The following is a 26,869-nucleotide window of genomic DNA, read 5'->3' on the forward strand; positions in this document are numbered from 1 at the left end:
TTTTATCCATCGGGGAGCAGAAATTTATGCAAGCAAACAATAGGCAGATTTTTGAAATTTTGCGAGCATAGTGTAAGCCAAAAATCAACTGTCTGAGCCGTAGGCGAGTTTTGATTTTTGGACTTACAATAAACGGCGGAGCAAAATAATAAAATCAACGTGTTTGCGGTATAAATTTCTGTTCAACGATGGTAAATACAAAATATTGATTTGCAACTATCTAAATATGAATTTGCTATTATCCAATAAAAAGAATTGGATTTAGGAGGTAAGTTTTATGAGCGATTGTATTTTTTGTAAAATTGCTGGAGGTGAAATTCCTTCAATTACTTTGTTTGAAGATGATAAGGTTAAGGTTATTTTTGATGCAGGCCCTGCAACAGTAGGTCATGCATTGGTTATTCCTAAGAGCCATGCAGCTAATGTTTTTGAGATTGACGATGAACTTTTGGCTCACGCTCACATCGTAGCTAAGAAGGTTGCAACTGCACTTAAGGAAGCAACAGGTTGTGAAGGTGTTAATATTTTGCAGAACAATGGAGAAATAGCAGGTCAGTCTGTTTTCCATCTTCATATTCATGTTATTCCAAGATATAGCAAGGATGATGCTAATATTAAGTGGACACCGGGAACTCAGGATGTTGATAAGCTTAATGCTATCGCAGAAAAGGTTCAGAAGATTTTATAGGAATGGTTTGAACGCAGATAAGCATTCCCCCGCTTCAAGTGCGCGGAGCACTAAGCGGCGGGTGAGGGGGGATGCTTATGTCAGTGGGAGTTGAAAGCTCCCACTGACAGATCGCGAAGCGACTGCGTTCATGAGCAAGTAGCGAAGCGGATTGCGAATGTCCGCTTTACAATTTAGAAAACTATTCGGTATTAAAAAGAAATATGTAGTAAAAAAACGGAACTATGTCAAAATATTTGATATAGTTCCGTTTCTTTGTTGAAATATTGATAACCAGTCTCCTTTTATACAATATGAAATTTTTGTATATCTAATTATTTCACAAGACTATTAATCAAATCAACAATCATATCAACTCCGCCTGTTCCGGCAGATTTTTTCATTGCGTCAATGTATTTACTGCGATTCTCATAAACTGAGTTTACTGTGTTAACCAAGTCCTCAGCAGTAGCTGTGTCTTCATCTATAACTTCACTAAAGCCCTGTTTCTTGTAGGACTTAGCATTAAGTATCTGGTCGCCACGGCTTGCTCTTGCAGACAATGGAATAAGAATGTTAGGTTTATTTAATGCAGCAATTTCACAGATTGAGTTTGCACCGGCTCTTGAAATAATCAAATCAGCCATAGCAAAGAAATCTTTCATTTCGTCGCTGATATATTCAAACTGAGCATAACCTTCCATATCTTTAAGGCTTTCGTCAACCTTGCCCTTGCCGCATAGATGAGCAACCTGGAAGTTCTTTAACAATTCAGGTAAAGCCTTTCTTACAAGTTTATTAACATTTTCAGCACCAAGACTTCCGCCTGTTACCATAATTACAGGTTTGTTAGCAGAGAAACCACACATATCAAGTGCTGTAATTTTATTACCTTCAAATAATTCCTTACGGATAGGTGAACCTGTATGTACTGCCTTAGAACCAAGATATGCAGCAGTTTCAGGGAAGTTATGACATACCTTTGTAGACTTCTTAATTGCAAGCTTATTAGCAAGTCCCGGAGTCATATCTGATTCGTGGATAATAACAGGAATCTTATACTTACTTGCTGCATAAACAACAGGTACAGTTACGAAACCACCCTTTGAAAAAACAATATCAGGCTTATATTTCTTCATAAACTTCTTAGCTTCAAAATATCCTTTTAAAACACGGAAAGGATCAGAAAAATTCTTCCAGCTAAAATAACGGCGAAGCTTACCTGAAGAAATACCGATATAGTCAAGACCGGCATCTTCAACAAGCTGTTTCTCCATTCCGTTGTATGTACCAATATATTTAATTTCAAAACCGGATTCTTTAAGTTTAGGAACTAAAGCAATGTTTGGTGTTACGTGGCCGGCAGTTCCACCACCGGTTAATACTATTTTTTTCATTTTAATACCTCTCTTTTACATATGTTATATCACTAAGTAAGACACAAGATAATTTATTCGGATTGATTGCAAACAATTTTTGAAAATCTCGCAAAAAGTTATGCAAGCAAACAATAGGCAGATTTTTGAAATTTTGCGAGCATAGAGTATGTCGTAAAAGTGACTGTTTGAGCCGTAGGCGAGTTTCACTTTTCGACATACAATAAGCGGCGGAGCAAAATGATAAAATCAACGTGTTTGCGGTATAACTTTTTGCGAGATTTTAGTAGTGTTTGCAACAATCCATAAATAAATTATTTATTATCTGAAGCCTGATATTCTTTAGCCTTGCTTTCAAGGGTTGTGTAATCTGTGCCATCTAAAGCAAGTTTCATCAATTCAGTTGCGTTGCTTTCAGATTGTTCATCCTGGAGCATTACTGATTTGAACAGACCGTTCCATGTTAATTTCTGTGATGCACTCTGTCCTGTTACACTGTAGGATACGATTTGCCATCCTGTTTTTGAAAACTCACTTTTGCCCATAAGCTGTGTCTGGAGTTTTACAAGTGAGCCAATGTTCATGTCTGTTTTAAAGCTTTCTCCAACAGCACTAAGGATTGAGTCTGTGTTTGTAATCATTGATGTTGAAAGTACTTTTGATGATAATGCTTTTAATACTTTAACCTGATTACGGTTACGCTGTAAGTCACCATCGCCGAATGAATGTCTTTCACGAACAAATGTAAGTGCTTCGTTACCATTCATTTCCTGTTTACCCTTTTTGTACTTGTATGTTTTACGTTCACCGTTGTCTTCATCATATGAAGCGTATGTTTTTGTGCTAAATGACTTGTCAACATCTACTGTAATGCCACCAAGAGCATCTACAAGTTTGGCAAAACCTGTAAAGTTAAGCTGTACATAATGATAGTTCTTGCTTGAAACAGGTATATTGTAAAGTGTTTTTAATGTATCCATAATTGCAGTGTTACCAACGCCCCATGTTACTTCCTGAGCCCAGTTCCAACCACTTGAAGTAAGTTCAGAACCATTCTGATCGTAGGCAATACCTGTTCCGTATTTTCCGGCGTGAGTAAGTTTGTCGTATGAATCAGGTGCAACGCTCTTTGCAATAATTGGTACGTAGTAATCTCTTGGTGTTGAAATCATAAGTACTGTAGAAGTTTTAGGATTTACAACAGCAAGAATATTTGTATCTGAACGGTAGTTTTCCTTCGGATTGTATGTACCAAATTCATCACTGGCTGATACGAAAACAACGAAAGGTTCCTCAGAAACTTTTTTGCCGTCGCTGTAGTTATTAAGGAATCCTAAAAATTGTCCCATGTAAAATAAAAGTATGCCAAGTATTATTGAAATTATAACGGACAATATTTTACCTGAAGTACGGGCTGCACGGCCACCCTTCTGTGTTAAAAGGGCAATTGCAAAAAGAACAACCAATACAATAACTAAAACAGCAAGATAAGTTGTGCTTAAAATATTGGCAGAAACTACCTGATAAACAAGAAGCCCTGACAAAACAAGCTGTATTAATGCTAAGATGACGCCTAAAACAGAGCCACCTTTATTTCCCTTTTTCTTTTTATCCTTTCCGGAAACATTTCCCGATTCAGAAGAGTATCCGTAATAACCGGTTTTGTTATCTAAATCGGACATCATTTTTCTACTCATAAGTACCTCCTTGTAATTTTGATTTTAAATTTGTGTAAAATTATTTTATGTACATATACTAAATATGCATACTTACGGTAAGTATACTACATAATTATGAAAAAACAAAGTATACAAGGTATTATAATAGTATTAAAGGTGTGATTAAATTGTGAAATTTGGACAATTTGAATAGGCTAAATAAGGCTAAAAAGTAGCATTAATTGACAAATATTAGTGGCTTTGGTAAAATTGTGTTAAATTCTAGGCTAAGGACGGTTTGCCTAAATCAAAATAATTATGAGATTAAGCCTATAAGTAAGTAGGAGACGATATGAGAGAATCTAGAGCGTTTAGAAGAATAATCGTGCTATTATTATTAGCAATAGTAATTGTAGCACAGACTTATATATTCTGGTATTTTTGGAATACCCATTATAGTCAGGGAATGACAAGAGAGTTCTTCTTTAAGGGCCATATAGTAATGCTTTTTGTATATGGATTAATGTTTACAATATTTTGTAATGTATACGGAGCATTTAAGTTGGGAAGTTTGCAGTATTCGAATTTAGTTTTTTCACAGATACTTGCATTATTATTTACAAACTTTATTATTTATTTACAGATTTCGTTGTTATCACTTAAGATGGTTAGTCCGGCAGCAATTATCGGAATGAGTTTCGATAATGTTTTGTGCTGTCTTATTTGGTGTGGTTTGGCAATAAAGGTATACAGATGGCTTTATCCACCAAGGGATATGTTACTTATCTACAGTGACAGAGATCCTGATAACCTTGTTAAGAAGATTAAGACACGTCAGGACAAGTATATGATAACAGAAGCAGTTCATTGTGATGAACCTGTTGATAAAGTTAGAAAGTTAATTAGAAAGCATCAGGCAGTTTTGGTTTGTGACATACCAAGTGGAAAGAGAAATAACATTGTGAAATACTGCTATATGTATGATAAGAGAGCATATGTTACACCTAAACTTTCAGATATTATTCTGATTGGAGCAGGACAGAACACTATGTTTGACTCACCTCTTCTTGTAACAAGAGTTAGAGGTTTAAAATGGGAAGAAGCGTTTATTAAGAGAGTTATTGATATTATTATTTCTCTTATTCTATGTATTCCAACAGTGATTGTTACATTAATAGTAGCAATTGCAGATATGATTTGGGACAGAGGACCTATTTTTTATACACAGAAAAGACTTACACAGAATGGAAAGACGTTTAGGATTCTAAAGTTTAGAAGTATGAAAGTGGACAGTGAAACAGATGGTGCACGACTTGCAGCTAAGGATGATGACAGAATTACTAAGATTGGTAAGGTTTTAAGAGCTACTCATTTAGATGAGTTGCCACAGGTATTTAACATTCTTATGGGACAGATGTCAGTTGTAGGTCCAAGACCTGAAAGACCTGAGATTGCAGCACAGTATGAAGAAGAAATTCCTGAATTCAGATTCCGATTAAAGGTTAAGGCAGGATTGACAGGGTACGCTCAGGTATATGGAAAATATAATACAACTCCTTACGATAAGTTGAAGTTAGATTTGTACTATATACAGCATTATAAAGTGTGGACAGATATACAGTTGATTTTGATGACATTTAAGATTATGTTCCTTAAAGAGAACACTGAAGGTGTTGAGAAGGAGCAGAAAACCGCAAGTATTAAGAAAAAGGTGAAGTAGAATGACAGAAAATTATTCAGTGTTGATGTCGGTTTATCATAAGGAAAAACCTGAATATTTCAGGGCAGCCATAGAAAGTATACTTAATCAGACAGTAAAGACTAATGATTTTGTTATTGTCTGTGACGGTCCTTTAAATGAAGGCCTGGATAATGTTATTACAGAGGTTGTAACAGCTAATCCGGGCTTATTCAATATTTATAGAATGACAGAAAACAAAGGGCTTGCCATAGCTCTTAACAATGGAATATTACAGTGCAAAAACCAGATAATTGCCAGAATGGACAGCGATGACATAAGTAGAAATGACCGAATGGAAAAGCAGTTAAAGGCAATGAAGGAACATGACGCAGACATTGTAAGCTCTAATTTAATAGAGTTTGACGGCGATGTGTCTAACACAACCCTTACAAGACAGGTGCCTGAAAGTCATAAGGATATAGTGGCTTTTGCAAAAAAGAGAACACCGTTTAACCATCCGGCTGTTATGTACAGAAAGTCAGCAGTTGAGGATTCAGGATTTTATGATGATTATAGATTTTTTGAAGATTATAATCTTTGGGTTGCAATGCTAATGAAAGGACATAAGGGATATAATGTTCAGGAGAATCTTTTGTACATGAGGGCAGGTCAGGATATGTACAAGAGACGTGGCGGATTAGGCTATATTAAGTGCATATTCAGATTTAATAACCATTTAAGAAAGATTGGCTTTATATCTTTTGGTGCGTTTTTGAAAGGGATATTTGTGCGTATAGTTGTAAGTATAATTCCTAACGGACTAAGAAAAACAATATATTCCAAGGCACTTAGAAAATAAAAATCTAAAAGGATTGTACAATGAAAAAGGCAATTTTGAGAGTGTTTTTTAAACCTCTTACCATAATAAATAGAATAAAGAAGAAGGATGAGAAGCTTATCTTCTTCTATTCAAATCTGGGATTTAGAGATAATGTAAAAGCTTTTTATGATTATCTTATAGAAAACAATTATAATGAACAATTTAAAATAGTAGTTAGCATAAATGACTGGGAACAGTATGTGAAAAGAGCTCCAAAGAATGTTACTTTCATTAATAATAAGCAGGGCATTAAATGGTTTATGAAAGCTAAATATGCTTTTTATTGTTTTGGAAAGTATCCAATAAAGCCGTCCAAAAAGCAGACGGTTATAAATCTTTGGCATGGCACACCTCTTAAACGAATCGGTCATCTTGAGAAGGGTTGTGAGAACATTGACTATGACTTTTTTTCAAAGGTTCTTACAAGTGCGCCTATGTATAAGCCGATAATGGCTGATATTTTCGGATGTACAGAGAACCGGGTTGAAGTTATGGGAAATCCCCGTAATGATGAAATGTTCAAAAAAGACAGAATTAAGGATGACTATATAAAAGGAGGCGCAGGTAAGCTTATACTTTGGCTTCCAACATACAGAGAATACGATGAAGGCTTTATTATTTCCATACTAAATAAAGATGAACTTAACAGTTTAAATACTTATCTTATGGATAATAACATTAAGATGATTGTAAAGCTTCACCCACTTCAGACAGCAGATACACAGGGAATAGAATTATCCCACATTAAGTTTATTACTCAGGATGAGCTTAACAGGTCAGACATGACTGTGTATACTTTATTAAGAAATGCAGATGGGTTAATAACAGATTATTCATCAGTATATTTTGATTATATGCTTCTTAACAGACCGATAGGTTTTGCAGTGGAAGATATGGAAAAATATAAGAACAAAAGAGGATTTATTTTTGACAACCCTAAGGAATATATGCCGGGGCCTGAAATTAGGAACCTTTCAGATATAGAAGAATTTATTGAAAATATCGTTTCAGGCAATGACTTGTATAAGGAAGCAAGAGAGTCAGTAAATGATAAGATTAATTATTATAAAGACGGCAATTGCTGTAAGAGAGTAGCAGAAACATTTATTAAATAATGGAGAGTTGTATGAATGCTTCAACATTAAAACAGAAATTAAAAAGGAATAAAATAGCAAGAATTGGTGCGAAGGTTCTTTTGCCTAATCCTTATCCAAAATATTATGAAAAATTAGATGTGGACAGAAACATAATTTTATATGAATCATTTTATGGAAAAGGAATGACTTGTGGACCTAAGGCAATATTTGATCAGTTAACTAAGAGTATAGTCGTTACATCAACTAAGCATGTCTGGGTTTATGACGATGAGAAACAGTGGGCAGCAAATTTTAAAAAGTATGAGAAATGCGATTATGTTAAGTTTGTAAAATTCAAAAGTGACGAGTATTACAAAATGCTTGCCAGCGCAGGAGTTCTTATAAATAATAGCACTTTTCCACCATGTTTTATTAGAAAGCCTGAACAGGATTATATTAATACATGGCACGGAATACCGCTTAAGCTTATGGGATATGATATGCCTAACGGAAATATTGAATCTGCCAATACGGAAAGAAATTTCTTGCAGGCTAATTATTTGCTTTCACCTAATGAACATCATACAAAGATGTATACGGAAGCTTATAAGCTTAAAGGAATATATGAAGGTAAGATTATTGAAACCGGACAGGCAAGAACAGATACTATTTTTAACGCAGATAGAAATGAAGTGATAAAGAGCCTTAGATATTCAGGTGTTAATGTAGATGAAAATAAGAAGATTATAATGTATGCCCCAACATGGAAGGGCAACAGCTTTTCCAATCCACAGGCAGATGGAGAAGAATATGAAAAGCTTTATAACAAGGTTTGTGAAGTAATAGATACTAGTGAATGGCAGGTTTTAATAAAACCACATCAGGCTGTTTTCGATAAGATTAAGGATGATGAGAAATTAAAAGGTTGTCTTGTAAGTCCAAGACTTGATACTAATGAAGTTTTAAGTGTTACAGATGTGCTTGTGTCAGATTATTCAAGTATATTTTTTGATTTCCTTGTAACAGACAGACCTATAATGTTTTATATTCCTGATTTAGAGGAATATAAAGATACAAGAGGATTGTACATGGAGCCTGAAAAACTTCCGGGACCTGCAACTGACAGTTTAGACAAGCTAAGTGAAATGCTTGCAAATCCTTACGAAGCAGTAAAAGATTGGGCAGACAATTACAGAAATGCCAAAGAGCAGTTTTGTCCGGATGATGACGGCCATGTATCAGAGAGAATTGTAAATGCAATTTTTAAGAATGAATATGATCATATTAAAGTGGTAAGACCGCTTCAGAATAAGAAGAAAATATTTATTTCGCTGGGAAGGGCACTTCAGAATGGAATAACCCATTCATTTTTAAGCCTTTTAAATAATTTGAACTATGACAGATTTGACGTTACGGCTTATCTTTATGAGCCTATAGCAGATGATCAGATTTTAAGAATAAACCAGATTAATAAGAATGTAAGAGTACTTGTAAGAACAGGAGGCAATGTGGCAACAAAAGAAGAGTTGTCCAAGATGTATTTTAGTATGGCCTTTAACTGTAAAGGTTCGTACGAAAAAATGTTGCCTGAAAAGTATTTTGAAAGAGAAGCGAGAAGACTGGTAGGGGATTGCAACTTTGATTCAGTTGTAGAGTTTTGTGGTTACTCACCAATTCTTGCATTAATATTGCCAAAGATAAAAAATAAAAAAACGGCAATATGGCAGCATAATGATTTGATTGCAGATGCCAACAGAAAGTTAGGTCATAAGAAACCGTTAAGGAGAAAGATGAGCATAATCTTTAACTTGTATCCAAGATGGGACAGATTAGTTTCCTGCAGTCATTCAGTTATGGAAGTTAACGAGAAGAATCTTTCAAGACCGGAGATTGAAGGTAAGTTCTCATATGCAAAGAATACTATTAACTATATGAGAGTTTTGGACAGCTTAGATAACGATTGTACTTATAAAAACTTTTCATTACCGGCAAGTAATGAAACAAGCTTTGTAACAATGGGAAGATTGTCTACAGAGAAGAATCATGGAAATCTTGTCAGGGCATTTGGAGAATATGTTAAGGAATATCCTAACAGCAAGCTTTATATTATAGGTGAAGGTCCTTTAAGGGAACAGGTTGAGGGCGAGATTGCAAGACTTAATCTTAAGGACAAGGTTATTCTTACGGGAAATCTTATAAATCCATTTACTTTAATGAAAAACTGTAAATGTTTTATACTTCCATCTATATATGAAGGACAACCTATGGTATTATTAGAAGCGCGTATTGTAGGGCTTCCTATAATAGTTTCAGATTTTTCATCAGTTAAGGATAGTCTGATGGAAAACGGACAATATTTGATTAATTCTTCAGAAGAAAGTATACTAGGGGGGTTAAGGGCTTTTTCAGAAGGAAAAGTTCCGAAATGTAATTTTGATCCAAAACAGTATAACAGAGAAGCTGTGGAAGAATTTGAAAACGCGATTATGTAAAAAATAATTATATAAAATAAGGAAAGGATAAAGGTCACTTAAAAGTGACACCTTAGAATTCTAAGGATGGTATAAATTATGAAGAGAGTTATTACTTATGGTACATTTGATATGCTTCACTATGGACATATTAATTTGCTAAGAAGAGCAAAGGAACTTGGAGATTATCTTGTAGTTGTTCTTTCAACAGATGAGTTTAACTGGAATTCAAAACAGAAGAAATGTTATTTCACATATGAACAAAGAAAGCAGGTTCTTGAAGCAATCAGATATGTAGACCTTGTTATTCCTGAAGAAAACTGGGAACAGAAGATTAGTGATGTTCAGGATTATAAGATTGACACATTTGTAATGGGAAATGACTGGGAAGGAAAGTTCGACTTCTTAAAGGATTACTGTGAAGTTGTATATCTTCCAAGAACAGAAGGAATTTCAACAACACAGATTAAGACAGATTTAAACCACGAAGATATGGCTGCTAAGGGAGATAAGTAATGGTTAGCATTATAGTAACTCATAAGAAAGATACATTATATTTAAAAGATTGTTTGGAAAGTATTGCCGAACAGCAATTTAAGGATTACGAAACTATTCTTGTAGTTGACCACACAGAGGATAATATCGAACCTTTAATAGAAGAGTTCAAGGATAAGATTAACTTAAAGGTGTTTTATCTTGAAGATAAACATGGTGTCAGCAGTGCAAGAAACCTTGGTCTTGATAAGGCAACAGGAGAGTATGTCTATTTCCTTGATAATGACGATTACCTGTATGGTGATTCTATTAAGTTATTATTGGACGTAATGGATGAAGATACAGATATGGCTTATGGAAGAATGAAACATACATGGTTCCAGAAGCAGGCATTTAATGACAGCCAGGGTGATGATGACGACAATAATGATAATGACGCAGATGATAAAAAAGTAATTTATGACTTTAATGAACCTTACGCGAATATGCTTGAAAAATATCGTAAATTAGACAAGATTACTGTTTTATCAGCTATTTATAAGAAGTCATTATTTACAGACAATAATATTAGATTTAATGAAAAACAGACATATTTTTCAGATACAAAAGTTTTAGTTCAGCTTTTAAATAACGCTAAGAATATTAAAAGCAACGAAGAATCAGTATATGTTAAGCGCCATCATAATGATAAGGCTAAGAATCCTGCAATTTCGCAGTTTCCTAGAGAGGAAACAATGTTGGATTATTTTGTTGCATACAAGAATGCAATTAAGGCAGCAGGAACAAATGAGAGAATTATAAACCATTTATATTATATTCTTGCAAAGTTTGTTGTTAAAGAATACATTATGAAAATGCGTTGGTCAGAAGATGACAGATGGAGAAATGAATTCTTTACGGAATTAGCAACTCTTGCAAAAGATATTAATAACAAAGTATTAAAAGATGATTTTACACATGCTGAAAAGGCAATGGTTAAATCAATGAAACATAACGATTTCGCTAAGATGAAAAAGAAAGCTATGCGTGTTCTTTTCAACAGAAAAATCGTAAAAATGATAAAGAACCCAAGAGTAAGAAATAAGACTATTACTCTTTATGTATTTAACAAGATGAAATTAAAAGAAAACTGGGTGGTTTTTGAAAGCTTTATGGGAAGAAACTGTTCAGGACAGCCTAAATATGTATATAAATATTTGCAGGAAGCTTATGGCGACAAGTATAAATGCATATGGGTTGTTGACAGAAAAGGTGTTGAAATACCGGGAAAACATAAAACATGTAAGCGTTTCAGCTTGAAATACTATTACTATATGAATAGAAGCAAATATTGGGTTAACAATATGAGACAGCCTCTTAGCATTCCGAGACGTGAAGAAACAGTTATGTTAGCTACATGGCATGGAACACCACTTAAGAGACTTGTATTTGATATGGATGATGTACATTCAGCGAACCCAAGATACAAGGATATTGTATTTAAACAGACAAGAGCATGGGATTATTTGTTATCTGACAATCCTTTCTCAACAGAAAGATTCCAGAGCTGTTTCAGATTTGAAAAAGAAAAGATTTTGGAATACGGATATCCTGCTAATGACCCAATGTATGCACCTGACAGAGAAGAGCAGGCAGCAAAGATTAAAGAGAAACTTGGAATTCCAAAGGATAAGAAAGTTATCCTTTATGCTCCAACATGGAGAGATGACCAGTTCTACGAAGCAGGACAGTATGGTTTTGAACTTGATCTTGATGTTAACAGACTTCAGGAAGAGTTTGGGGATGAATATGTATTGTTATTAAGACTTCACTATTTCATAGTAGACCAGCTTGATTTAAGTAAATATGGTGATTTTACAGTTGACGGCAGCAGTTATGATGATATTACTGATTTGTATCTTATTTCAGATATGCTTATTACAGACTACTCATCAGTATTCTTTGATTATGCTAACCTGAAACGTCCTGTACTTTATTACACATACGATTTGGACAAGTATAGAGATGTACTTAGAGGATTTTATCTTGATATGGAAAAGGACTTACCGGGGCCATTGCTTTTAACTAACGATGAAGTAGTTGATGCAATTAAGAATATCGACAAAATCAAAGAACAATACAAAGACAGATATGAAGAATTCTACAACAGATTCTGTTGTGTTGATGACGGACACGCAGCCCAGAGAGTAGTAGAAAAAGTATTTAAATAAAAGATTTAACTAATTTTAAAAATTTAAAAACTAACGGTTTTTAAAGTTTGAAAACAGGTAGCCCTAACTATAATATTGAAATCAAAGCATGTTTTCACAGTATTGTAGTTAGGGTTTTTAAGGTATAGAGATTAATAAATTAAAAGTTGATTTTTTTATTTGTTTATAAGGAGAAGGTATGTTAAGCATTATTATTGCTTTTGGAAAAGGAAAAGAATATTTAAAAGATTGTTTTGACAGCATTAAGGAGCAGGATTATAAAGACATAGAAACAGTGCTTGTTTTAGACAAAGCTAACATAAATCCGGAAGAAAATATTGAAGAACTGATAAGTGAGTTTTCACAGTCAATTAATTTAAAAGTTTATGAAACCGGTGATAATTCAGGAGTAAGTGCCGCCAGAAATTTGGGACTTTTAAAGGCTAATGGAGAGTATGTGTATTTCCTTGATAGTGATGATTATCTTATGGAAGATACATTAACCGGATTAATGCAAACAATGGATGGGAATAAAGACCTTACATATGGTCGTATTTTTCATACATGGTTTAAGAAGGCCGCTTTTAACGTGGATCAGGGAGATGTTATCGACGATGGAAGCGAACAGGAAGTAGATTCTAAGGTTAATAATGATGATAACTTTAATTTCTCAGAAATAAATGATTATAAGTTAAAAAATTTCGCCAATTTATCAGAAATAACAGTTCTAGGGACAGTGTTTAAAAAGAAATTCTTAACAGATAATAATATTAAGTTTAATGAAGAGCAGAAATATTATTCTGATCCGGAATTTTGGACTAAAGTTCTTATGAATGTGAAAAATTATGGCTGCAATAAGGATAGTATTTACGTAAAGAGATATCACAATGACAAGATTAATCTGCCATCTATTTCTCAAATGGAAGATGATAGGAAGGATGCTCATTTTGTTCAATCATTTCTTGATTGTATGAAATTATCAGAGAGCAAAAATGATATTAGAAATCACTTTGAAAAAATGGCCTGCGATTATTACGTAAAAGTATTTAGCAGAAAGTTTCATGGTAATTCAGCAGATAAAGAATCAATTGATTTTGCCTTAATGTCTTCTATGGTTAAGGAATGTGGAAAGAAGACCATTTCAAAATATGGTTTTGTGGAAAAGAAAATTCTTAGAAATGCCACAGACTATAATATGGAAAAAGTAAAAAAATGGTCAAATATAAGACTTATTAAGAGAAAACTTGTAATGATGTTTACAAGCAAAAAGCATATGTATAGAACCATTAATCTATACGTTTTTGGCAAGATGAAACAGAAAGACAACTGGATTGTTTTTGAAAGTTTTGTTGGAAGAAACTATTCAGGACAGCCAAAATATATTTACCGGTACCTTCAGAAGAATTACGGTTCCAAATTTAAATATATTTGGGTTGTTAATGACAAAAATCTTGTAATTGACGGAAATTGTAAGAAGATTAAGCGCTTTGGATTAAAATATTATTATTACATGACAAGAAGTAAATATTGGGTTAACAATATGAGACAACCTCACGCATATCCGAAGAGAGACAGTCAGATAATGCTTGAAACATGGCATGGAACGCCACTTAAAAAACTGGTTTTTGATATGGATGATGTACACTCAGCTAACCCTAAATATAAGCAGATTGTTTACAAGCAGTCAAGAAAATGGGACTACCTATTATCAGATAACCCGTTTTCAACAGAAAAGTTTCAGAGCTGTTTTATGTATGAAAAAGACAAAATTCTAGAATTGGGATACCCGGCAAATGATCCTTTGTATGATAAGGATTTAGATAAAAAAGCAGATGAATTAAAAATAAAACTTGGCATACCAAAGAATAAAAAAGTTCTTCTTTATGCACCAACATGGAGAGATGATAATTCTTACGGTGCCGGTGAGTACAAGTTTGAATTGGCACTGGACCTTAAACGTTTAAAAGAAGAAATAGGTGATGAATATGTAATTCTTCTTAGAATGCATTACTGGATAGTAGACAAGCTTGATTTAACAGGAATGTCTGATTTTGTTATTAATGTAAGTAATTACAGTGACATAACAGACATATATATTGTGTCAGATATTTGTATGACAGACTATTCATCAGTATTTTTTGACTATGCTAATCTTAAACGCCCTATTTTGTACTATATGTATGACCTTGAAAAATACAGAGACGTTCTTAGAGGTTTTTATCTTGATATTGAAAAAGAACTTCCGGGACCAATACTTCAGACTAACGATGAAGTAATAGATGCAATTAAAAATATTGATAAGGTTAATGAAGAATACAAAGATAAATATCAGGAATTTTATAATAGATTCTGTTGCATAGACGACGGTAATGCGGCAAAGCGTGTATGCGAAAAAGTATTCGGTGTAAAGTAGAAAAAATAAATGATTTGTAAAAAAAGTCGGTGCCTTTAATCTTTTATAGATAAAGTAACCTGATTAATAAGCAGAAACATAAAAATGTTACAAAACATAATGCATTTGACATATTTTTGTAAATATATATAATTAAACCATGTATCGCCTAAATTAAGGACATACAGGACTGGACTTAGAATAAGTACAAATTAAAGAGAGAGAAGGTCCTAAGCTTAATAGGGCAAACATATTGGATTGGAGATTTTTATGAAGAATTATATCGACAGTTTTATGAGATATAGATTCCTTTTAGTTGAATTAGTTAAGAAAGGAATTAAATTAAAATACAGAAGATCATATTTAGGATTAATATGGACTCTGTTGGAACCATTGCTTACAATGATAGTTCTTACATTTGTATTCGGATCTATGCTTGGAAGTAAAGGTGGAGTTTACGGACCGGAATTATATCCGGTATATATTCTTTGTGGACGACTTTTATATAGTTGTTTCTCAAGTGCCTCAAAGATAGGAATGAGATCAATAAGATCAAACCAGGCAATGATAAAGAAAGTATACGTACCAAAATATCTATATCCTTTATCAAGTGTAATTTATAACTACGTTATATTCTTACTATCACTTATAGTACTTGCGATAGTAGGTGTTGTAAGAGGAATTCCACTTACATGGCATATTATAGAAATAGTAATTCCTGTTTTTGTATTATTAATTATGTGTATAGCAGCAGCAATGTTCCTTTCAACAGTCTGCGTATTCTTTAGAGACATTGAATACCTTTGGGACGTATTACTTATGCTGTTAATGTATTGCTCAGCAATATTCTATTATGTTGATAATATTGGAAGCTCAGTGGTTAGAACAGTAATCAGAATGAACCCGCTGTATTGTATTATTGAAAACTTCAGACACATTGTATTGTTAGGAGAATCAATATTTACAAGCTCAATGGAAATCAATATGTTGATTTATTCATCAGTGTTTAGTGTTGTTGCACTTATCATAAGTGTAATTGTATTTAAAAAGAATCAGGACAGATTTATCCTATACATCTAAAGGAGGCTGATTATGGGCAATAAAAAAATTGCACTTAAAGTTGAAAATATAAGTATCCGCTTTAACTTAAGTAAAGAAAAAGTAGATAACTTAAAAGAATTAATAATAAAGAAATTAAAAGGGCAGAAGATTCACTTTAATGAATTTTGGGCTTTGAAAAACATAAATTTTGAACTGCAAAAAGGTGACCGTTTAGGAATCCTTGGATTAAACGGTGCCGGAAAAAGTACACTTCTTAAAGTAATCGCAGGTGTGTACAAACCAACGACAGGTACAGTAAAAAGATACGGACACATTGCTCCAATGATAGAATTGGGCGCAGGCTTTGATCCTAACTACACAGGAAGAGAGAACGTATTCCTGTACGGTTCAGTACTTGGATTTTCAAGAGAATTTCTTGAAGAAAAATATGACGAAATCTTAGAGTTCTCAGAACTTGGAGAATTCATAGATGTACCAATAAAGAACTATTCATCAGGTATGAGAGCAAGACTTGGATTCTCAATCGCTACAGTAGTAGAACCTGAAATCCTAATATTGGATGAAGTATTATCAGTAGGTGATGCTAAGTTCAGAAAGAAATGTGAGCGAAAAATGCAGAAAATGTTCGACCACGGCGTAACAGTATTATTCGTATCACACAGCCTTGCACAGGTAAAAAGACTCTGTAACAAAGCCATTCTCCTTGAACATGGTCAGCTAATAGCCCAGGGAGACATAGACGACGTTTCAGAAATATACGAAAGAAAACTGGAGGAATAAAAATGCATTACGTAACAAAAGGAACATGCTCAAGAGCAATCGACTTTGACGTAGTAGACGGCAAAGTAACAAATACAAAATTCACAATGGGATGCATGGGAAACACACAGGGTGTTGCATCACTTGTAGAAGGAATGGAAGTAGAAGAAGTAATCAAAAGATTAAAAGGCATCGACTGCGGAGGCAGAGGAACATCATGCCCAGATCAGTTGGCAAAAGCACTTGAACAATACTTAGAAGAAAACAAGTAAGAAATAAAGTAAACAGATCGTTGTAAAAATTGGAAAATAATGTGGAATGATTGGTTTACATAAAATCAAACAAAATAACAAAAAACAAGCGGGTTCGTTATGACTAGTCATAATAAACCCGTTTCGACTATAATTGAAAAAGCTAACAGAACTTCTTGTCACAGGAAAAATTTTATATGCAAACACGTTGAAATTCTTATTTTGCTCCGCCGCCTATTGCAAAGCGAAAACCTAAACTCGCCTACGGCTCAGACAGTAGGTTTTGCGCTTTACGCTATGCTCGCAAAATTGCGAATTTCTGCCTATTGTTTGCGTATATAAAATTTTTCCTGTGACAAGAGAATCAATAGCTTTTGCAATTGAAATAGAAAAGGAGAAATTATGCTAGGAATAATAGGCGCTATGGACGTAGAGGTCAATAGCATTAAATCAGAATTAGAAAACGTAGAAATCAAGAATATTGCCGCAATGGACTTTTACAAAGGCACCCTTGCCGGCAAGGAAGTAGTAGCTGTAAAATGTGGTATCGGCAAGGTTAACGCAGCCATTTGTGCACAGATACTTGTAAGTGTATTTGGGGTAAGTGCCTTAGTTAACACAGGTGTTGCCGGCTCACTTAACAATGATATTAACATTTGCGACATTGTAGTTTCAACAAGTGCGTTAGAACACGACATGGACGTTACACCTTTAGGATATGCCAAAGGGGTAATTCCAGATATGGACCAGTCAGAGTTTAAGGCAGATGAGAACCTTATTAAACTTGCAAAGGACAGCGCAGAGGAAGCAGGGCTTGACGTTAAAATTTTTGAAGGCAAGGTAGTTTCAGGTGACCAGTTTATTGGAACACATGAAGCAAAGGTTTATTTAAGAGATACCTTTAATGGTGACTGTGCAGAAATGGAAGGAGCTTCAATCGCCCACACTGCATATTTAAATAAAACACCTTATGTTGTAATTAGAGCAATCTCTGACAAAGCAGACGGTGGAGCACAGATGGATTATCCTACTTTTGAAGCAAAAGCAGCAGAAAATTCAATTAAACTTATAAATTGTATGATTAAAAATTATTAGGAGCAGATATGGATAACATTAAAATCATATTTTTTGACATAGACGGAACACTAATCGATATGGAAAAGAAATGTGTTACGGAAAAGATGCTTGAAACACTAAGAAGATTACAGGAAAAAGGCATTGGCGTAAATAAAGTTCTTGAATACTATGGCATAGACAAGTCTCAGGCAATGGCTTTCGGTGACGGCAATAATGACATTGAAATGTTTGAACAAGTTGGACATCCTATAGCAATGGGAAATGCATCTGATGATTTAAAAGCCATATCAGAGCAGATTTGCGGTCATGTTGCGGAAGATGGAATTTACTATTTTTGTAAGGAAAACAATTTAATCTAAAAATTAAATGTCGAATTACGACGAACGGTTTTTGGTGTGCAATAAAAGAAAATGTGCTAAAATGCTAATAAGTTTTCAGATGGATTACTATACATTTAAGTGAGGGGGATTTTTTAGTATGGCAGATTATACTTTTATTGAAATGAAGGAATGGTTTTATAACAATGCACCGAAGATAATTAACGAGAAATACTTTCTATACGTAATGGGAAGTATTTTTTTGTTGGGAATTTTTACAAAATGGCTGGCGGCATTTGGATATGGCAGAATGATTAGAAAAGCAGAGCATATGTCAAATCCAAAGAATGCAACTTTAAGACAGATTAAAATGAAATATGACAGCATAAAAGAAATAAACGGGCACGTGGCGAATCCAATGATTTTTGCTGCAAGAAGTCTGAATAAATGCAAATTAGGTATATTTTCATTAAATAAGCTTAATAATATTATAAACGTGTGTATTATTTTAAGTGTTACATTGGCAGTTGGAACAGGTTTTGGAATTTATCTTACGGGAAAAAGTAAGATAGAGGCGATAGTATACGTTTTGATTGGATATTTCTTTGGAATGGTTCTTGACATGATTAACCGAAGCACAAAAATATCCGAAAAACAGACAGAACTTACCTATATTTTGATTGATTATTTGGAAGATTCAGTTGTGGTTAGAGAAAATAGCCATATGGAAAAACCGGGAAATGAAAATATTGTACAAGAAAAGCAGTCTGAAACTAGTACTAATAACAAGGAATTTGAATCAGATGAACAAATCCTTAATCAGGTGATTGGCGAATTTCTACAATAATCAACAATGTAAGGCAAAAGTCTTGAAAAAATCGTTTCAACATTTTATAATGTAATTTAGTTTTGTAATAAACGGAGGAATTGAGACATGGCTAAAGTTACATTTGATTATTCAAAGGCTGAATCATTTATCTCAAATGATGAAGTTAACAGCATGAAAGAAATTGCCGAAAACGCAAAAAAAGTTTTAGTTGAAAGAACAGGGGCAGGTAATGATTTCCTTGGATGGATTGATTTGCCGGTTGATTACGATAAAGAAGAATTTGACAGAATCAAGAAAGCAGCAGCAAAGATTCAGAGCGATTCAGAAGTACTTATCGTTATAGGTATTGGTGGTTCTTATCTTGGAGCAAGAGCTGCAATTGAATTTTTAAGACATGGTTTTTACAACAATGTGCCTAAGAAAGTAAGAAAGACACCTGAAATCTACTATGCAGGTAATAGCATTAGCCCTTCATACTTACAGGGATTACTTGATGTAGTTGGAGATAGAGATTTCTCAGTTAACATTATTTCTAAGTCTGGTACAACAACAGAACCAGCTATCGCTTTCAGAGTTTTCAAAGAAAAACTCGAAAAGAAATATGGAAAAGAAGAAGCTGCAAAGAGAATTTATGCAACAACTGATGCTAAGAAGGGTGCATTAAAAGGACTTGCAACAGCAGAAGGATACGAAAGCTTCGTAGTTCCTGATGATGTTGGAGGACGTTTCTCAGTTCTTACAGCAGTAGGTTTATTACCAATTGCAGTAAGTGGTGCTGACATTGACAAGTTAATGGAAGGTGCAGCAAGCGGAAGAGAGAAAGCATTAAACAACGCATTCGAAGAAAATGATGCAATGAAATATGCAGCAATTAGAAATATATTATTAAGAAAAGGTAAGCTTATCGAAGTTACAGCTAACTACGAACCAAGTCTTCATTACTTTGGTGAATGGTGGAAACAGTTGTACGGCGAAAGCGAAGGAAAAGACCAGAAGGGTATTTTCCCGGCAGCAGTTGACCTTACAACAGACCTTCACTCAATGGGACAGTTCATTCAGGACGGTTCAAGAACAATGTTTGAAACAGTAATCAACATTGAAAAGTCAAGAGCTTCAGTAGTTATCGACGAAGATCCTGAAGATTTAGACGGACTTAACTACTTAGCAGGTAAGGATATGGATTTTGTAAACAAGAGTGCCATGAACGGTACAATTCTTGCTCACACAGATGGAAATGTTCCTAACCTTATGGTAAGGGTTCCTGAACAGAACGAATTTTACCTTGGTGAATTATTCTATATGTATGAATTTGCATGTGGCGTAAGTGGTTACATTCTTGGAGTTAATCCATTTAACCAGCCTGGTGTAGAAAGCTACAAGAAGAATATGTTCGCATTACTTGGCAAGCCGGGATACGAAGATATGACAGAAGCATTATTAAAGAGATTATAATCTTAAGGATATTTAGTTTAACAATAAATTATAGTTTGAAAGCTATTTAGTTTAATGGATATTGTAATTTAAACAGTTTCTAATAAAGAATTTAGTATTAGAGATATATAAGAATTTTTAGGAGATGGGATTTTTTCCTGTCTCCTTTTCTTTCTTGCGAAATAAGCTAATGTGCTTTACAATTAGAATTAAGAGTTTGCCAAAAAAGGAGTAGTTATGAGTAAAAAAAGTGTTTCCATAAAAGATATTGCAAAATTAGCAGGGGTGTCAATTGCTACTGTTTCAAGGGTAATTAACCGGAATGGAAAGGTTGCACCTGAAACTGAAAAGAAAATATTGCAGGTTATGGAAGAAAACCACTATGTACCTAATCTTTTGGCAAAAGGTTTTAGAACTCAGAAATTCACAACAATCGGAATAATTGTTCCTGATATTTCCATTGAATTTTTTAGCAAAATAGCAAAAAAAGTTCAAACTATTTTTTTTGAAAGAGGATATGCAACCATAATATGTAACACCAATGAGGATTACAAAATGGAACGCCAGTGCATTAATATGCTTCAGGCTCAGCACGTAGGGGGGATTATTCATATAGTCTCCGTTACAACCGAGAAGGAGAAAAAGACTTCAATACCTACGGTTTATATAGACAGAGAACCGGCGTATGGAAACACCAAAAAGGATATGGTTCTTATTGAAAGCGACAACGTGTCAGGTGGATATCAGGCAACAAACGAAATGATTAAAAAAGGTTGCAAAAATATAATTTGTTTTTGCCCTAAGGATAAAGGCTCAACACATATAAAAAGATGGGAAGGCTATTGTAAGGCAATGGAAGAAACAGGAGGTAAGCCACGATTAGTAAGTCTTGACAATGTATCGGAGGTGGATGCTTACGAGAAAGCCATAGAACTATTCGGGAAAGACAAAGAGATTGATGGAGTTTTTGCCACAACTGACCTTATTGCCATAGGTGTATTAAAGGCATTAAAAGAATTAAAAATAAAGGTGCCTTCTCAGGTAAAAGTATTCGGCTATGATAATAGCCTGTTATCAGAGATTGCTACAACACCTATAGCTACGGTGGAACAGCCGATAGAGTTAATGTCTGAAAAAGCAGCTGAAATGTTGGAAAAACTAATGGACGGAGAAAGACCGAAAGAAAGCCATATTGTGGTTCCGGTGAAATTAGTGAAAAGAAAAACAGGAAAATAAGTTATTTGATAAATTATAGAAGAATATATTGACAATAATAATGTAAACGTTTACACTAAAAACAAGTAAGAAACATAAGAGACAACCAAATGGGAAACGTATATGTGTTTCTCATAGTTTTTAGAAAAGATGTAAATTTTTATATCATCGAATTATGAAAGAAGAAAGGAAGAATATTATGGAAAAATTATTATGTCCATCAATGATGTGTGCAAATTACAGAAACTTGGAGAAGGAAGTTAATGATTTAATTGAAGCAGGGGTAGATATCTTCCATATTGATATTATGGACGGACAGTTTGTTCCAAACTTTGGAATGGGATTACAGGATGTGGAGTATATTTGCAAAGCATCAACAATACCTGTTGATGCACATTTGATGATTGAAAATCCTGGCAACTATGTTGAGAAGTTTGCAAAATTGGGAATTGACATTATTTATATTCATCCCGAATCAGATGTACATCCAACAAGAACATTACAGTCAATTATAGACTTGGGCGTAAAGCCGGGCATTGCAATTAATCCGGGAACAGCGGTAGAAACAATTAAGCCATTGTTACCATTTGTGGATTATGTAATGGTAATGAGTGTTAATCCGGGATTCTCAGGACAGAAGTACATCTCTTCAGTAGATGAAAAGATTGCACAGCTAGTAGAATTAAAAGAAAAATATGGCTACGAGGTAATGCTTGATGGTGCATGCTCACCTGAAAGAGTGGAAACTTTAAGCAAGGTTGGTGTTAAAGGATTTATCCTTGGAACATCAGCATTATTTGGCAAGGAAAAATCTTATAAAGAGATTGTTAAAGAGTTAAGAAGCTTGTAGAAGTGTCAAAGTAGAAATTTAACAGAATTGTTGTGCATAAAATAAGGCAGAGGTGACTTATGAATAATGAATGTGTAATTGGTATTGATATTGGCGGAACTAATATAAGAATCGGGCGTACTGATGAAAATGATCAGCTTGTGGATTTTGAAAGGGTTTCAAGCAAGGAAACATTTAAGGACGGAAACATATCAGAAAGTTTGATTGAAGTTTTAAAGAATTATCTTGATAAGTATTGCAAGAATGTGCAGGTTAAGCAGATTGCAATTGGAATCCCTGCAACTTTAAGTTCAGACAGAAAGCAGATTCTTCAGGTTCCTAACATAAAAGGAATGGATGGTCTTTTTCTTGGAAAAGAATTAGAAGAAAATCTTGGCATTCCTGTTGTATTGGAAAAAGACGTAAATATGTTATATTACTGGGATAAGTATGATAAAAAGCTTAGTGATGAAGGTGTAGGCATTGGTGTTTACATTGGCACAGGAGTGGGTAATGCAATATTTATCAATGGAAAACCACTGGCAGGCAAAGATGGTGTGGCAGGAGAACTTGGTCACATTCCAATGATCGGTGGAACAAGTCAATGTGGCTGTGGAAACCTTGGCTGCTCAGAGTGTTATGCGTCAGGTTGGAAGTTGGTTGAGTTGAAAGAGGAATACTATCCTGATGTAGATATGAATGATTTGTTTGTAAAGAAAAGCAATGATACGGTGCTAAAGAATTTTGTGGACAATATTGCCTGCGTGGCATGCACTGAAATCAATATACTAAATCCTGACTCCATTATTTTCGGTGGCGGAGTAATTAATATGAAAGGCTTCCCTAAGGATTATTTGGAAGAAAGATTGTATGTGCATGCAAGAAAACCGTATCCGGCAGAAAGCCTTGAAATCCAGTACTCAGAAGATAAAGTAGACAACGGAGTAAAAGGCGCAATAATATTTGCAAAAACATTGTTAGAAAAATAGAGAATATATAATAATTGATATTTATTAATGAGAAAATAAGAGTCGCTTAGTGCGGCTCTTATTTTCGGTTGGGGTGGATGAATGGCCGGATGGGAATAAGGACAACTTTTAACATAAAATACAAAAATACACAAAACATACAAGAAAAAACAAGCAAATAACAACAAAATCACATAAAAAATAAAAACGTTATTAGTAAAAATATCCATAAAAAAAGTAAAAAATAGAAAAAAATTGCTATTTAATCTAAAAATATTCTATTTTTTTTGTACAAGATAAAATCTATAATGAACGTAGTCAATGAGACGGGAAAACAAAAAGTTAAAAAACAGGAGGAACAGTTAAATGAGAAAATCAAAATTATTAACAGTGTTGGTAGCAGCAGCAATTGGAGTTTCAATGGTAGGATGTGGTTCATCAGGAGGAAGTTCAAGTAGTGGAAGTGGCGGAAGCAGTTCAGGCGGAGACGTAGCCAATAAGGACAAGCCTTTATGTTGGTACAATCGTCAGCCATCAAACAGTTCAACAGGTGAACTTGATAAGACAGCACTTACATTTAATGACAAAACATATTATGTAGGATTTGATGCTAATCAGGGTGCGGAACTTCAGGGACAGATGGTTGTTGATTACATTAAAAAACACATTGATAAAATTGATAGAAACGGAGACGGAGTAATCGGATATGTACTTGCAATTGGTGATATCGGACATAATGATTCAATAGCACGTACATGTGGTGTTCGTTCACAGCTTGGAACAGCAGTAGACAAAGATGGAAGCGTTGATTCATCACCTGCAGGAACAAACGTTGATGGAACATCAAAAGTAGTTAAAGATGCAAAATTAGAAGTTAACGGAAAAACATATACAATCAGAGAACTTGCTTCTCAGGAAATGAAAAACTCAGCCGGAGCAACATGGGATGCAGCAACAGCAGGTAACGCAATTGGAACATGGACAGCTTCATTTGGTAAACAGATTGATGTAGTTGTTTCTAATAACGATGGTATGGGAATGTCAATGTTCAATGCATGGGCAAAGGACAACAAAGTTCCAACATTTGGATATGATGCTAACAGCGATGCAGTAGCAGCAATTGCAGAAGGCTACGGCGGAACAATTTCACAGCACGCAGACGTACAGGCATACCTTACACTTAGAGTTCTTCGTAATGCACTTGATGGTGTAGATGTAGATACAGGTATCGGTACAGCAGATGATGCAGGAAACTGCCTTACAAAGGATGAAGATTACAGATACAGCGAAGAAGAAAGATCATATTACGCATTAAACGTAGCTGTAACAGAAGACAATTATAAAGACTTTACAGATTCAACAAAGATTTATGACAAGGTTTCAAAACAGCTTGATGCAAGTAAGAGTCCTGAAAAGAAAGTATGGCTTAACATTTACAATGCATCAGATAACTTCCTTAGCTCAACATATCAGCCATTACTTGAAAAGTATGATGATCTTCTTAACCTTAAAGTAGATTACATCGGTGGTGATGGTCAGACAGAATCAAATATTACAAACCGTTTAGGTAACCCTAGCGAATATGATGCATTTGCAATTAACATGGTTAAAACAGATAATGCAGCTTCATATACATCAATTCTTTCAAAATAGAATTCTAATTAAAGATTAAACTGGTTGTAGAAGGGGGCTTTAAAGCCCCCTTATTAAAAGAAGAGGAAGTATAAATATGGCAGGAGATAAGAATGAATACATCTTGTCGATTAATGGAATGAGCAAATCATTTGGCCGAAATAAGGTTTTAAAACATATTAGTTTAAATGTTAAACCGGGGTCTATCATGGGACTTATGGGTGAAAACGGAGCCGGAAAATCGACAATGATGAAATGTCTCTTCGGAACTTATCAAAAGGACGAAGGAACGATAATATTAGATGGAAAAGAAGTAAACTTTTCAGGTCCTAAAGAAGCACTGGAAAATGGTGTGGCAATGGTACATCAGGAACTTAACCAGTGCCTTGAGAGAAGTGTTGTAGATAATTTGTTTTTAGGAAGATATCCTAAGAACTCAATGGGCGTAGTTGATGAAGGAAGAATGAAAAAAGAAGCTTCAGACTTATTCAGAAAACTTGGAATTACAGTTAATATGACTCAGCCAATGAAGAAAATGTCTGTATCACAAAGACAGATGTGTGAAATAGCAAAAGCTATATCATACAATTCAAAAGTAATTGTACTTGATGAACCTACATCATCACTAACAGCACCGGAAGTTGAAAAGTTATTTAAGATGATGAGACAGTTGAAAGAACAGGGAATCTCATTAATATACATATCACACAAAATGGATGAAATATTCGAAATTTGTGATCAGATTTCAGTTTTACGAGATGGAAGTCTTGTTATGACAAAAGACAGCAAAGACACAGATATGAATGAACTTATTTCAGCAATGGTTGGACGTTCACTTGATAACAGATTTCCACCTGTAGATAATAAGCCGGGAGAAGTTATTTTCTCAGTGGAAAATTTGTCTACTAAATACGCACCTAAACTTCAGAATATATCATTTGACATAAGAAAAGGAGAAATCTTCGGATTATATGGACTTGTAGGTGCAGGAAGAACGGAATTACTTGAAACAATATTTGGAATGCGTACAAGAGCAGCAGGAAATGTAATTTATGATGGAAAAATAATGAATTTTACATCAACAAAGGATGCAATGGATCATGGCTTTGCACTTATAACAGAAGAAAGAAAGGCCAATGGCTTATTCTTAAAGGGAGACATTACATTTAATACTACTATTGCAAATATGAATCACTACAAAAAAGGTATAGCATTATCCAAAGATGAAATGGTTCGTGCAACGGCAAATGAAATAAAAGTTATGCATACTAAATGTATGGGACCGGATGATATGATTTCAAGCCTTTCAGGTGGTAATCAGCAGAAAGCAATATTTGGAAGATGGCTTGAACGTTCACCTAATATCTTTATGATGGATGATCCAACAAGAGGTATTGATGTTGGAGCCAAATACGAAATATATGAATTGATTATAAACATGGCAAAACAGGGAAAAACAATTATAGTTGTTTCATCTGAAATGCCGGAAATTTTAGGTATAACTAATAGAATAGGCGTTATGTCTAATGGACATTTGGCAGGAATAGTTAACACTAAAGAAACAGATCAGGAAGAATTATTAAGACTTAGTGCTAAGTATTTGTAAAAAAGAGA

Annotated in this window: 22 protein-coding genes; 20 read left to right on the forward strand and 2 right to left on the reverse strand. The window is 34.3% G+C overall.

Translation table 11 applies throughout. The features are described from left to right. The first annotated feature begins 277 nt into the window (after nucleotides 1-277). Nucleotides 278-688, forward strand: coding sequence for an HIT family protein (locus NQ558_RS02610; protein ID WP_005361389.1), 411 nt, complete (start codon nucleotides 278-280; stop codon nucleotides 686-688). A gap of 314 nt (nucleotides 689-1,002) precedes the next feature. On the opposite strand, the gene NQ558_RS02615 is transcribed toward NQ558_RS02610, so the two are convergent. Both NQ558_RS02615 and NQ558_RS02620 read right to left on the reverse strand, forming a co-directional pair. Further along, nucleotides 1,003-2,064: an undecaprenyldiphospho-muramoylpentapeptide beta-N-acetylglucosaminyltransferase gene (locus NQ558_RS02615; RefSeq protein ID WP_005361387.1), complete on the reverse strand. Its 1,062-nt coding sequence runs from the start codon at nucleotides 2,062-2,064 to the stop codon at nucleotides 1,003-1,005. 293 nt (nucleotides 2,065-2,357) lie between these two features. After that, on the reverse strand, nucleotides 2,358-3,740 hold the full coding sequence (locus NQ558_RS02620; RefSeq protein ID WP_040446646.1) for an LCP family protein: 1,383 nt from the start codon (nucleotides 3,738-3,740) through the stop codon (nucleotides 2,358-2,360). Nucleotides 3,741-4,053: 313 nt separating this feature from the next. Between NQ558_RS02620 and NQ558_RS02625 the strand changes: the two genes are divergently transcribed. The 19 genes from NQ558_RS02625 (at nucleotide 4,054) to NQ558_RS02715 (ending at nucleotide 26,861) form a co-directional block, all read left to right on the forward strand. Then, the gene (locus tag NQ558_RS02625) at nucleotides 4,054-5,421 is read left to right on the forward strand and encodes an exopolysaccharide biosynthesis polyprenyl glycosylphosphotransferase (RefSeq protein ID WP_005361385.1); all 1,368 of its coding nucleotides are present in this window, start codon (nucleotides 4,054-4,056) and stop codon (nucleotides 5,419-5,421) included. A gap of 1 nt (nucleotide 5,422) precedes the next feature. After that, complete coding sequence (locus tag NQ558_RS02630; protein WP_005361384.1) at nucleotides 5,423-6,241, forward strand: glycosyltransferase; 819 nt, start codon at nucleotides 5,423-5,425, stop codon at nucleotides 6,239-6,241. A 20-nt stretch (nucleotides 6,242-6,261) separates the two neighbouring features. Then, nucleotides 6,262-7,377 (forward strand): CDP-glycerol glycerophosphotransferase family protein, encoded by a 1,116-nt coding sequence (locus NQ558_RS02635; RefSeq protein WP_005361383.1) that lies wholly within the window; start codon nucleotides 6,262-6,264, stop codon nucleotides 7,375-7,377. 11 nt (nucleotides 7,378-7,388) lie between these two features. Continuing rightward, complete coding sequence (locus NQ558_RS02640; RefSeq protein WP_040446644.1) at nucleotides 7,389-9,830, forward strand: glycosyltransferase; 2,442 nt, start codon at nucleotides 7,389-7,391, stop codon at nucleotides 9,828-9,830. 78 nt (nucleotides 9,831-9,908) lie between these two features. Further along, the gene (tagD, locus tag NQ558_RS02645) at nucleotides 9,909-10,325 is read left to right on the forward strand and encodes a glycerol-3-phosphate cytidylyltransferase (protein WP_005361381.1); all 417 of its coding nucleotides are present in this window, start codon (nucleotides 9,909-9,911) and stop codon (nucleotides 10,323-10,325) included. Beyond that, a complete protein-coding gene (locus NQ558_RS02650) occupies nucleotides 10,325-12,514 on the forward strand; it encodes a bifunctional glycosyltransferase/CDP-glycerol:glycerophosphate glycerophosphotransferase (RefSeq protein WP_005361380.1) in 2,190 nt (729 codons plus the stop codon). The genes tagD and NQ558_RS02650 overlap by 1 nt, the downstream gene beginning before the upstream one ends. Nucleotides 12,515-12,692: 178 nt before the next feature. After that, nucleotides 12,693-14,906, forward strand: a complete 2,214-nt coding sequence (locus NQ558_RS02655) for a bifunctional glycosyltransferase family 2 protein/CDP-glycerol:glycerophosphate glycerophosphotransferase (RefSeq protein ID WP_005361379.1) — start codon at nucleotides 12,693-12,695, stop codon at nucleotides 14,904-14,906. 249 nt (nucleotides 14,907-15,155) lie between these two features. After that, nucleotides 15,156-15,965: an ABC transporter permease gene (locus NQ558_RS02660; protein ID WP_005361377.1), complete on the forward strand. Its 810-nt coding sequence runs from the start codon at nucleotides 15,156-15,158 to the stop codon at nucleotides 15,963-15,965. A 12-nt stretch (nucleotides 15,966-15,977) separates the two neighbouring features. Beyond that, nucleotides 15,978-16,727, forward strand: coding sequence for an ABC transporter ATP-binding protein (locus NQ558_RS02665; protein WP_005361375.1), 750 nt, complete (start codon nucleotides 15,978-15,980; stop codon nucleotides 16,725-16,727). A gap of 2 nt (nucleotides 16,728-16,729) precedes the next feature. Further along, nucleotides 16,730-16,978, forward strand: a complete 249-nt coding sequence (locus NQ558_RS02670) for a TIGR03905 family TSCPD domain-containing protein (RefSeq protein ID WP_005361373.1) — start codon at nucleotides 16,730-16,732, stop codon at nucleotides 16,976-16,978. A 381-nt stretch (nucleotides 16,979-17,359) separates the two neighbouring features. Further along, nucleotides 17,360-18,052: a 5'-methylthioadenosine/adenosylhomocysteine nucleosidase gene (locus tag NQ558_RS02675; protein WP_005361371.1), complete on the forward strand. Its 693-nt coding sequence runs from the start codon at nucleotides 17,360-17,362 to the stop codon at nucleotides 18,050-18,052. 8 nt (nucleotides 18,053-18,060) lie between these two features. Further along, nucleotides 18,061-18,393, forward strand: coding sequence for an HAD family hydrolase (locus tag NQ558_RS02680; protein WP_005361369.1), 333 nt, complete (start codon nucleotides 18,061-18,063; stop codon nucleotides 18,391-18,393). Nucleotides 18,394-18,511: 118 nt separating this feature from the next. Then, complete coding sequence (locus NQ558_RS02685; RefSeq protein ID WP_005361363.1) at nucleotides 18,512-19,198, forward strand: hypothetical protein; 687 nt, start codon at nucleotides 18,512-18,514, stop codon at nucleotides 19,196-19,198. Nucleotides 19,199-19,285: 87 nt separating this feature from the next. Next, a complete protein-coding gene (locus tag NQ558_RS02690; RefSeq protein ID WP_005361361.1) occupies nucleotides 19,286-20,632 on the forward strand; it encodes a glucose-6-phosphate isomerase in 1,347 nt (448 codons plus the stop codon). A gap of 216 nt (nucleotides 20,633-20,848) precedes the next feature. After that, a complete protein-coding gene (locus NQ558_RS02695; protein WP_005361360.1) occupies nucleotides 20,849-21,847 on the forward strand; it encodes a LacI family DNA-binding transcriptional regulator in 999 nt (332 codons plus the stop codon). Nucleotides 21,848-22,025: 178 nt separating this feature from the next. Next, the gene (gene rpe, locus NQ558_RS02700) at nucleotides 22,026-22,676 is read left to right on the forward strand and encodes a ribulose-phosphate 3-epimerase (RefSeq protein WP_040446641.1); all 651 of its coding nucleotides are present in this window, start codon (nucleotides 22,026-22,028) and stop codon (nucleotides 22,674-22,676) included. A gap of 59 nt (nucleotides 22,677-22,735) precedes the next feature. Further along, complete coding sequence (gene alsK, locus NQ558_RS02705; RefSeq protein WP_005361357.1) at nucleotides 22,736-23,644, forward strand: allose kinase; 909 nt, start codon at nucleotides 22,736-22,738, stop codon at nucleotides 23,642-23,644. Between the two features lie 345 nt (nucleotides 23,645-23,989). Then, a complete protein-coding gene (locus NQ558_RS02710) occupies nucleotides 23,990-25,276 on the forward strand; it encodes a substrate-binding domain-containing protein (RefSeq protein ID WP_005361355.1) in 1,287 nt (428 codons plus the stop codon). 76 nt (nucleotides 25,277-25,352) lie between these two features. After that, nucleotides 25,353-26,861 (forward strand): sugar ABC transporter ATP-binding protein, encoded by a 1,509-nt coding sequence (locus NQ558_RS02715; protein WP_005361354.1) that lies wholly within the window; start codon nucleotides 25,353-25,355, stop codon nucleotides 26,859-26,861. The last annotated feature ends 8 nt before the right edge of the window (nucleotides 26,862-26,869 follow it).

Origin of the sequence: Eubacterium ventriosum (genome assembly GCF_025150745.1) — a bacterium.
GTDB classification, from domain to species: Bacteria; Bacillota; Clostridia; order Lachnospirales; family Lachnospiraceae; genus Eubacterium_G; species Eubacterium_G ventriosum.

Coding starts and splice junctions, on each gene's coding strand:
- NQ558_RS02670 (WP_005361373.1), top strand. CDS start 16,730: ATGCATTACGTAACAAAAGGAACATGCTCAAGAGCAATCGACTTTGAC.
- NQ558_RS02675 (WP_005361371.1), top strand. CDS start 17,360: ATGCTAGGAATAATAGGCGCTATGGACGTAGAGGTCAATAGCATTAAA.
- NQ558_RS02710 (WP_005361355.1), top strand. CDS start 23,990: ATGAGAAAATCAAAATTATTAACAGTGTTGGTAGCAGCAGCAATTGGA.
- NQ558_RS02660 (WP_005361377.1), top strand. CDS start 15,156: ATGAAGAATTATATCGACAGTTTTATGAGATATAGATTCCTTTTAGTT.
- tagD (WP_005361381.1), top strand. CDS start 9,909: ATGAAGAGAGTTATTACTTATGGTACATTTGATATGCTTCACTATGGA.
- NQ558_RS02715 (WP_005361354.1), top strand. CDS start 25,353: ATGGCAGGAGATAAGAATGAATACATCTTGTCGATTAATGGAATGAGC.
- NQ558_RS02630 (WP_005361384.1), top strand. CDS start 5,423: ATGACAGAAAATTATTCAGTGTTGATGTCGGTTTATCATAAGGAAAAA.
- alsK (WP_005361357.1), top strand. CDS start 22,736: ATGAATAATGAATGTGTAATTGGTATTGATATTGGCGGAACTAATATA.
- NQ558_RS02620 (WP_040446646.1), bottom strand. CDS start 3,740: ATGAGTAGAAAAATGATGTCCGATTTAGATAACAAAACCGGTTATTAC.
- NQ558_RS02635 (WP_005361383.1), top strand. CDS start 6,262: ATGAAAAAGGCAATTTTGAGAGTGTTTTTTAAACCTCTTACCATAATA.
- NQ558_RS02610 (WP_005361389.1), top strand. CDS start 278: ATGAGCGATTGTATTTTTTGTAAAATTGCTGGAGGTGAAATTCCTTCA.
- rpe (WP_040446641.1), top strand. CDS start 22,026: ATGGAAAAATTATTATGTCCATCAATGATGTGTGCAAATTACAGAAAC.
- NQ558_RS02615 (WP_005361387.1), bottom strand. CDS start 2,064: ATGAAAAAAATAGTATTAACCGGTGGTGGAACTGCCGGCCACGTAACA.
- NQ558_RS02625 (WP_005361385.1), top strand. CDS start 4,054: ATGAGAGAATCTAGAGCGTTTAGAAGAATAATCGTGCTATTATTATTA.
- NQ558_RS02650 (WP_005361380.1), top strand. CDS start 10,325: ATGGTTAGCATTATAGTAACTCATAAGAAAGATACATTATATTTAAAA.
- NQ558_RS02680 (WP_005361369.1), top strand. CDS start 18,061: ATGGATAACATTAAAATCATATTTTTTGACATAGACGGAACACTAATC.
- NQ558_RS02665 (WP_005361375.1), top strand. CDS start 15,978: ATGGGCAATAAAAAAATTGCACTTAAAGTTGAAAATATAAGTATCCGC.
- NQ558_RS02655 (WP_005361379.1), top strand. CDS start 12,693: ATGTTAAGCATTATTATTGCTTTTGGAAAAGGAAAAGAATATTTAAAA.
- NQ558_RS02640 (WP_040446644.1), top strand. CDS start 7,389: ATGAATGCTTCAACATTAAAACAGAAATTAAAAAGGAATAAAATAGCA.
- NQ558_RS02695 (WP_005361360.1), top strand. CDS start 20,849: ATGAGTAAAAAAAGTGTTTCCATAAAAGATATTGCAAAATTAGCAGGG.
- NQ558_RS02690 (WP_005361361.1), top strand. CDS start 19,286: ATGGCTAAAGTTACATTTGATTATTCAAAGGCTGAATCATTTATCTCA.
- NQ558_RS02685 (WP_005361363.1), top strand. CDS start 18,512: ATGGCAGATTATACTTTTATTGAAATGAAGGAATGGTTTTATAACAAT.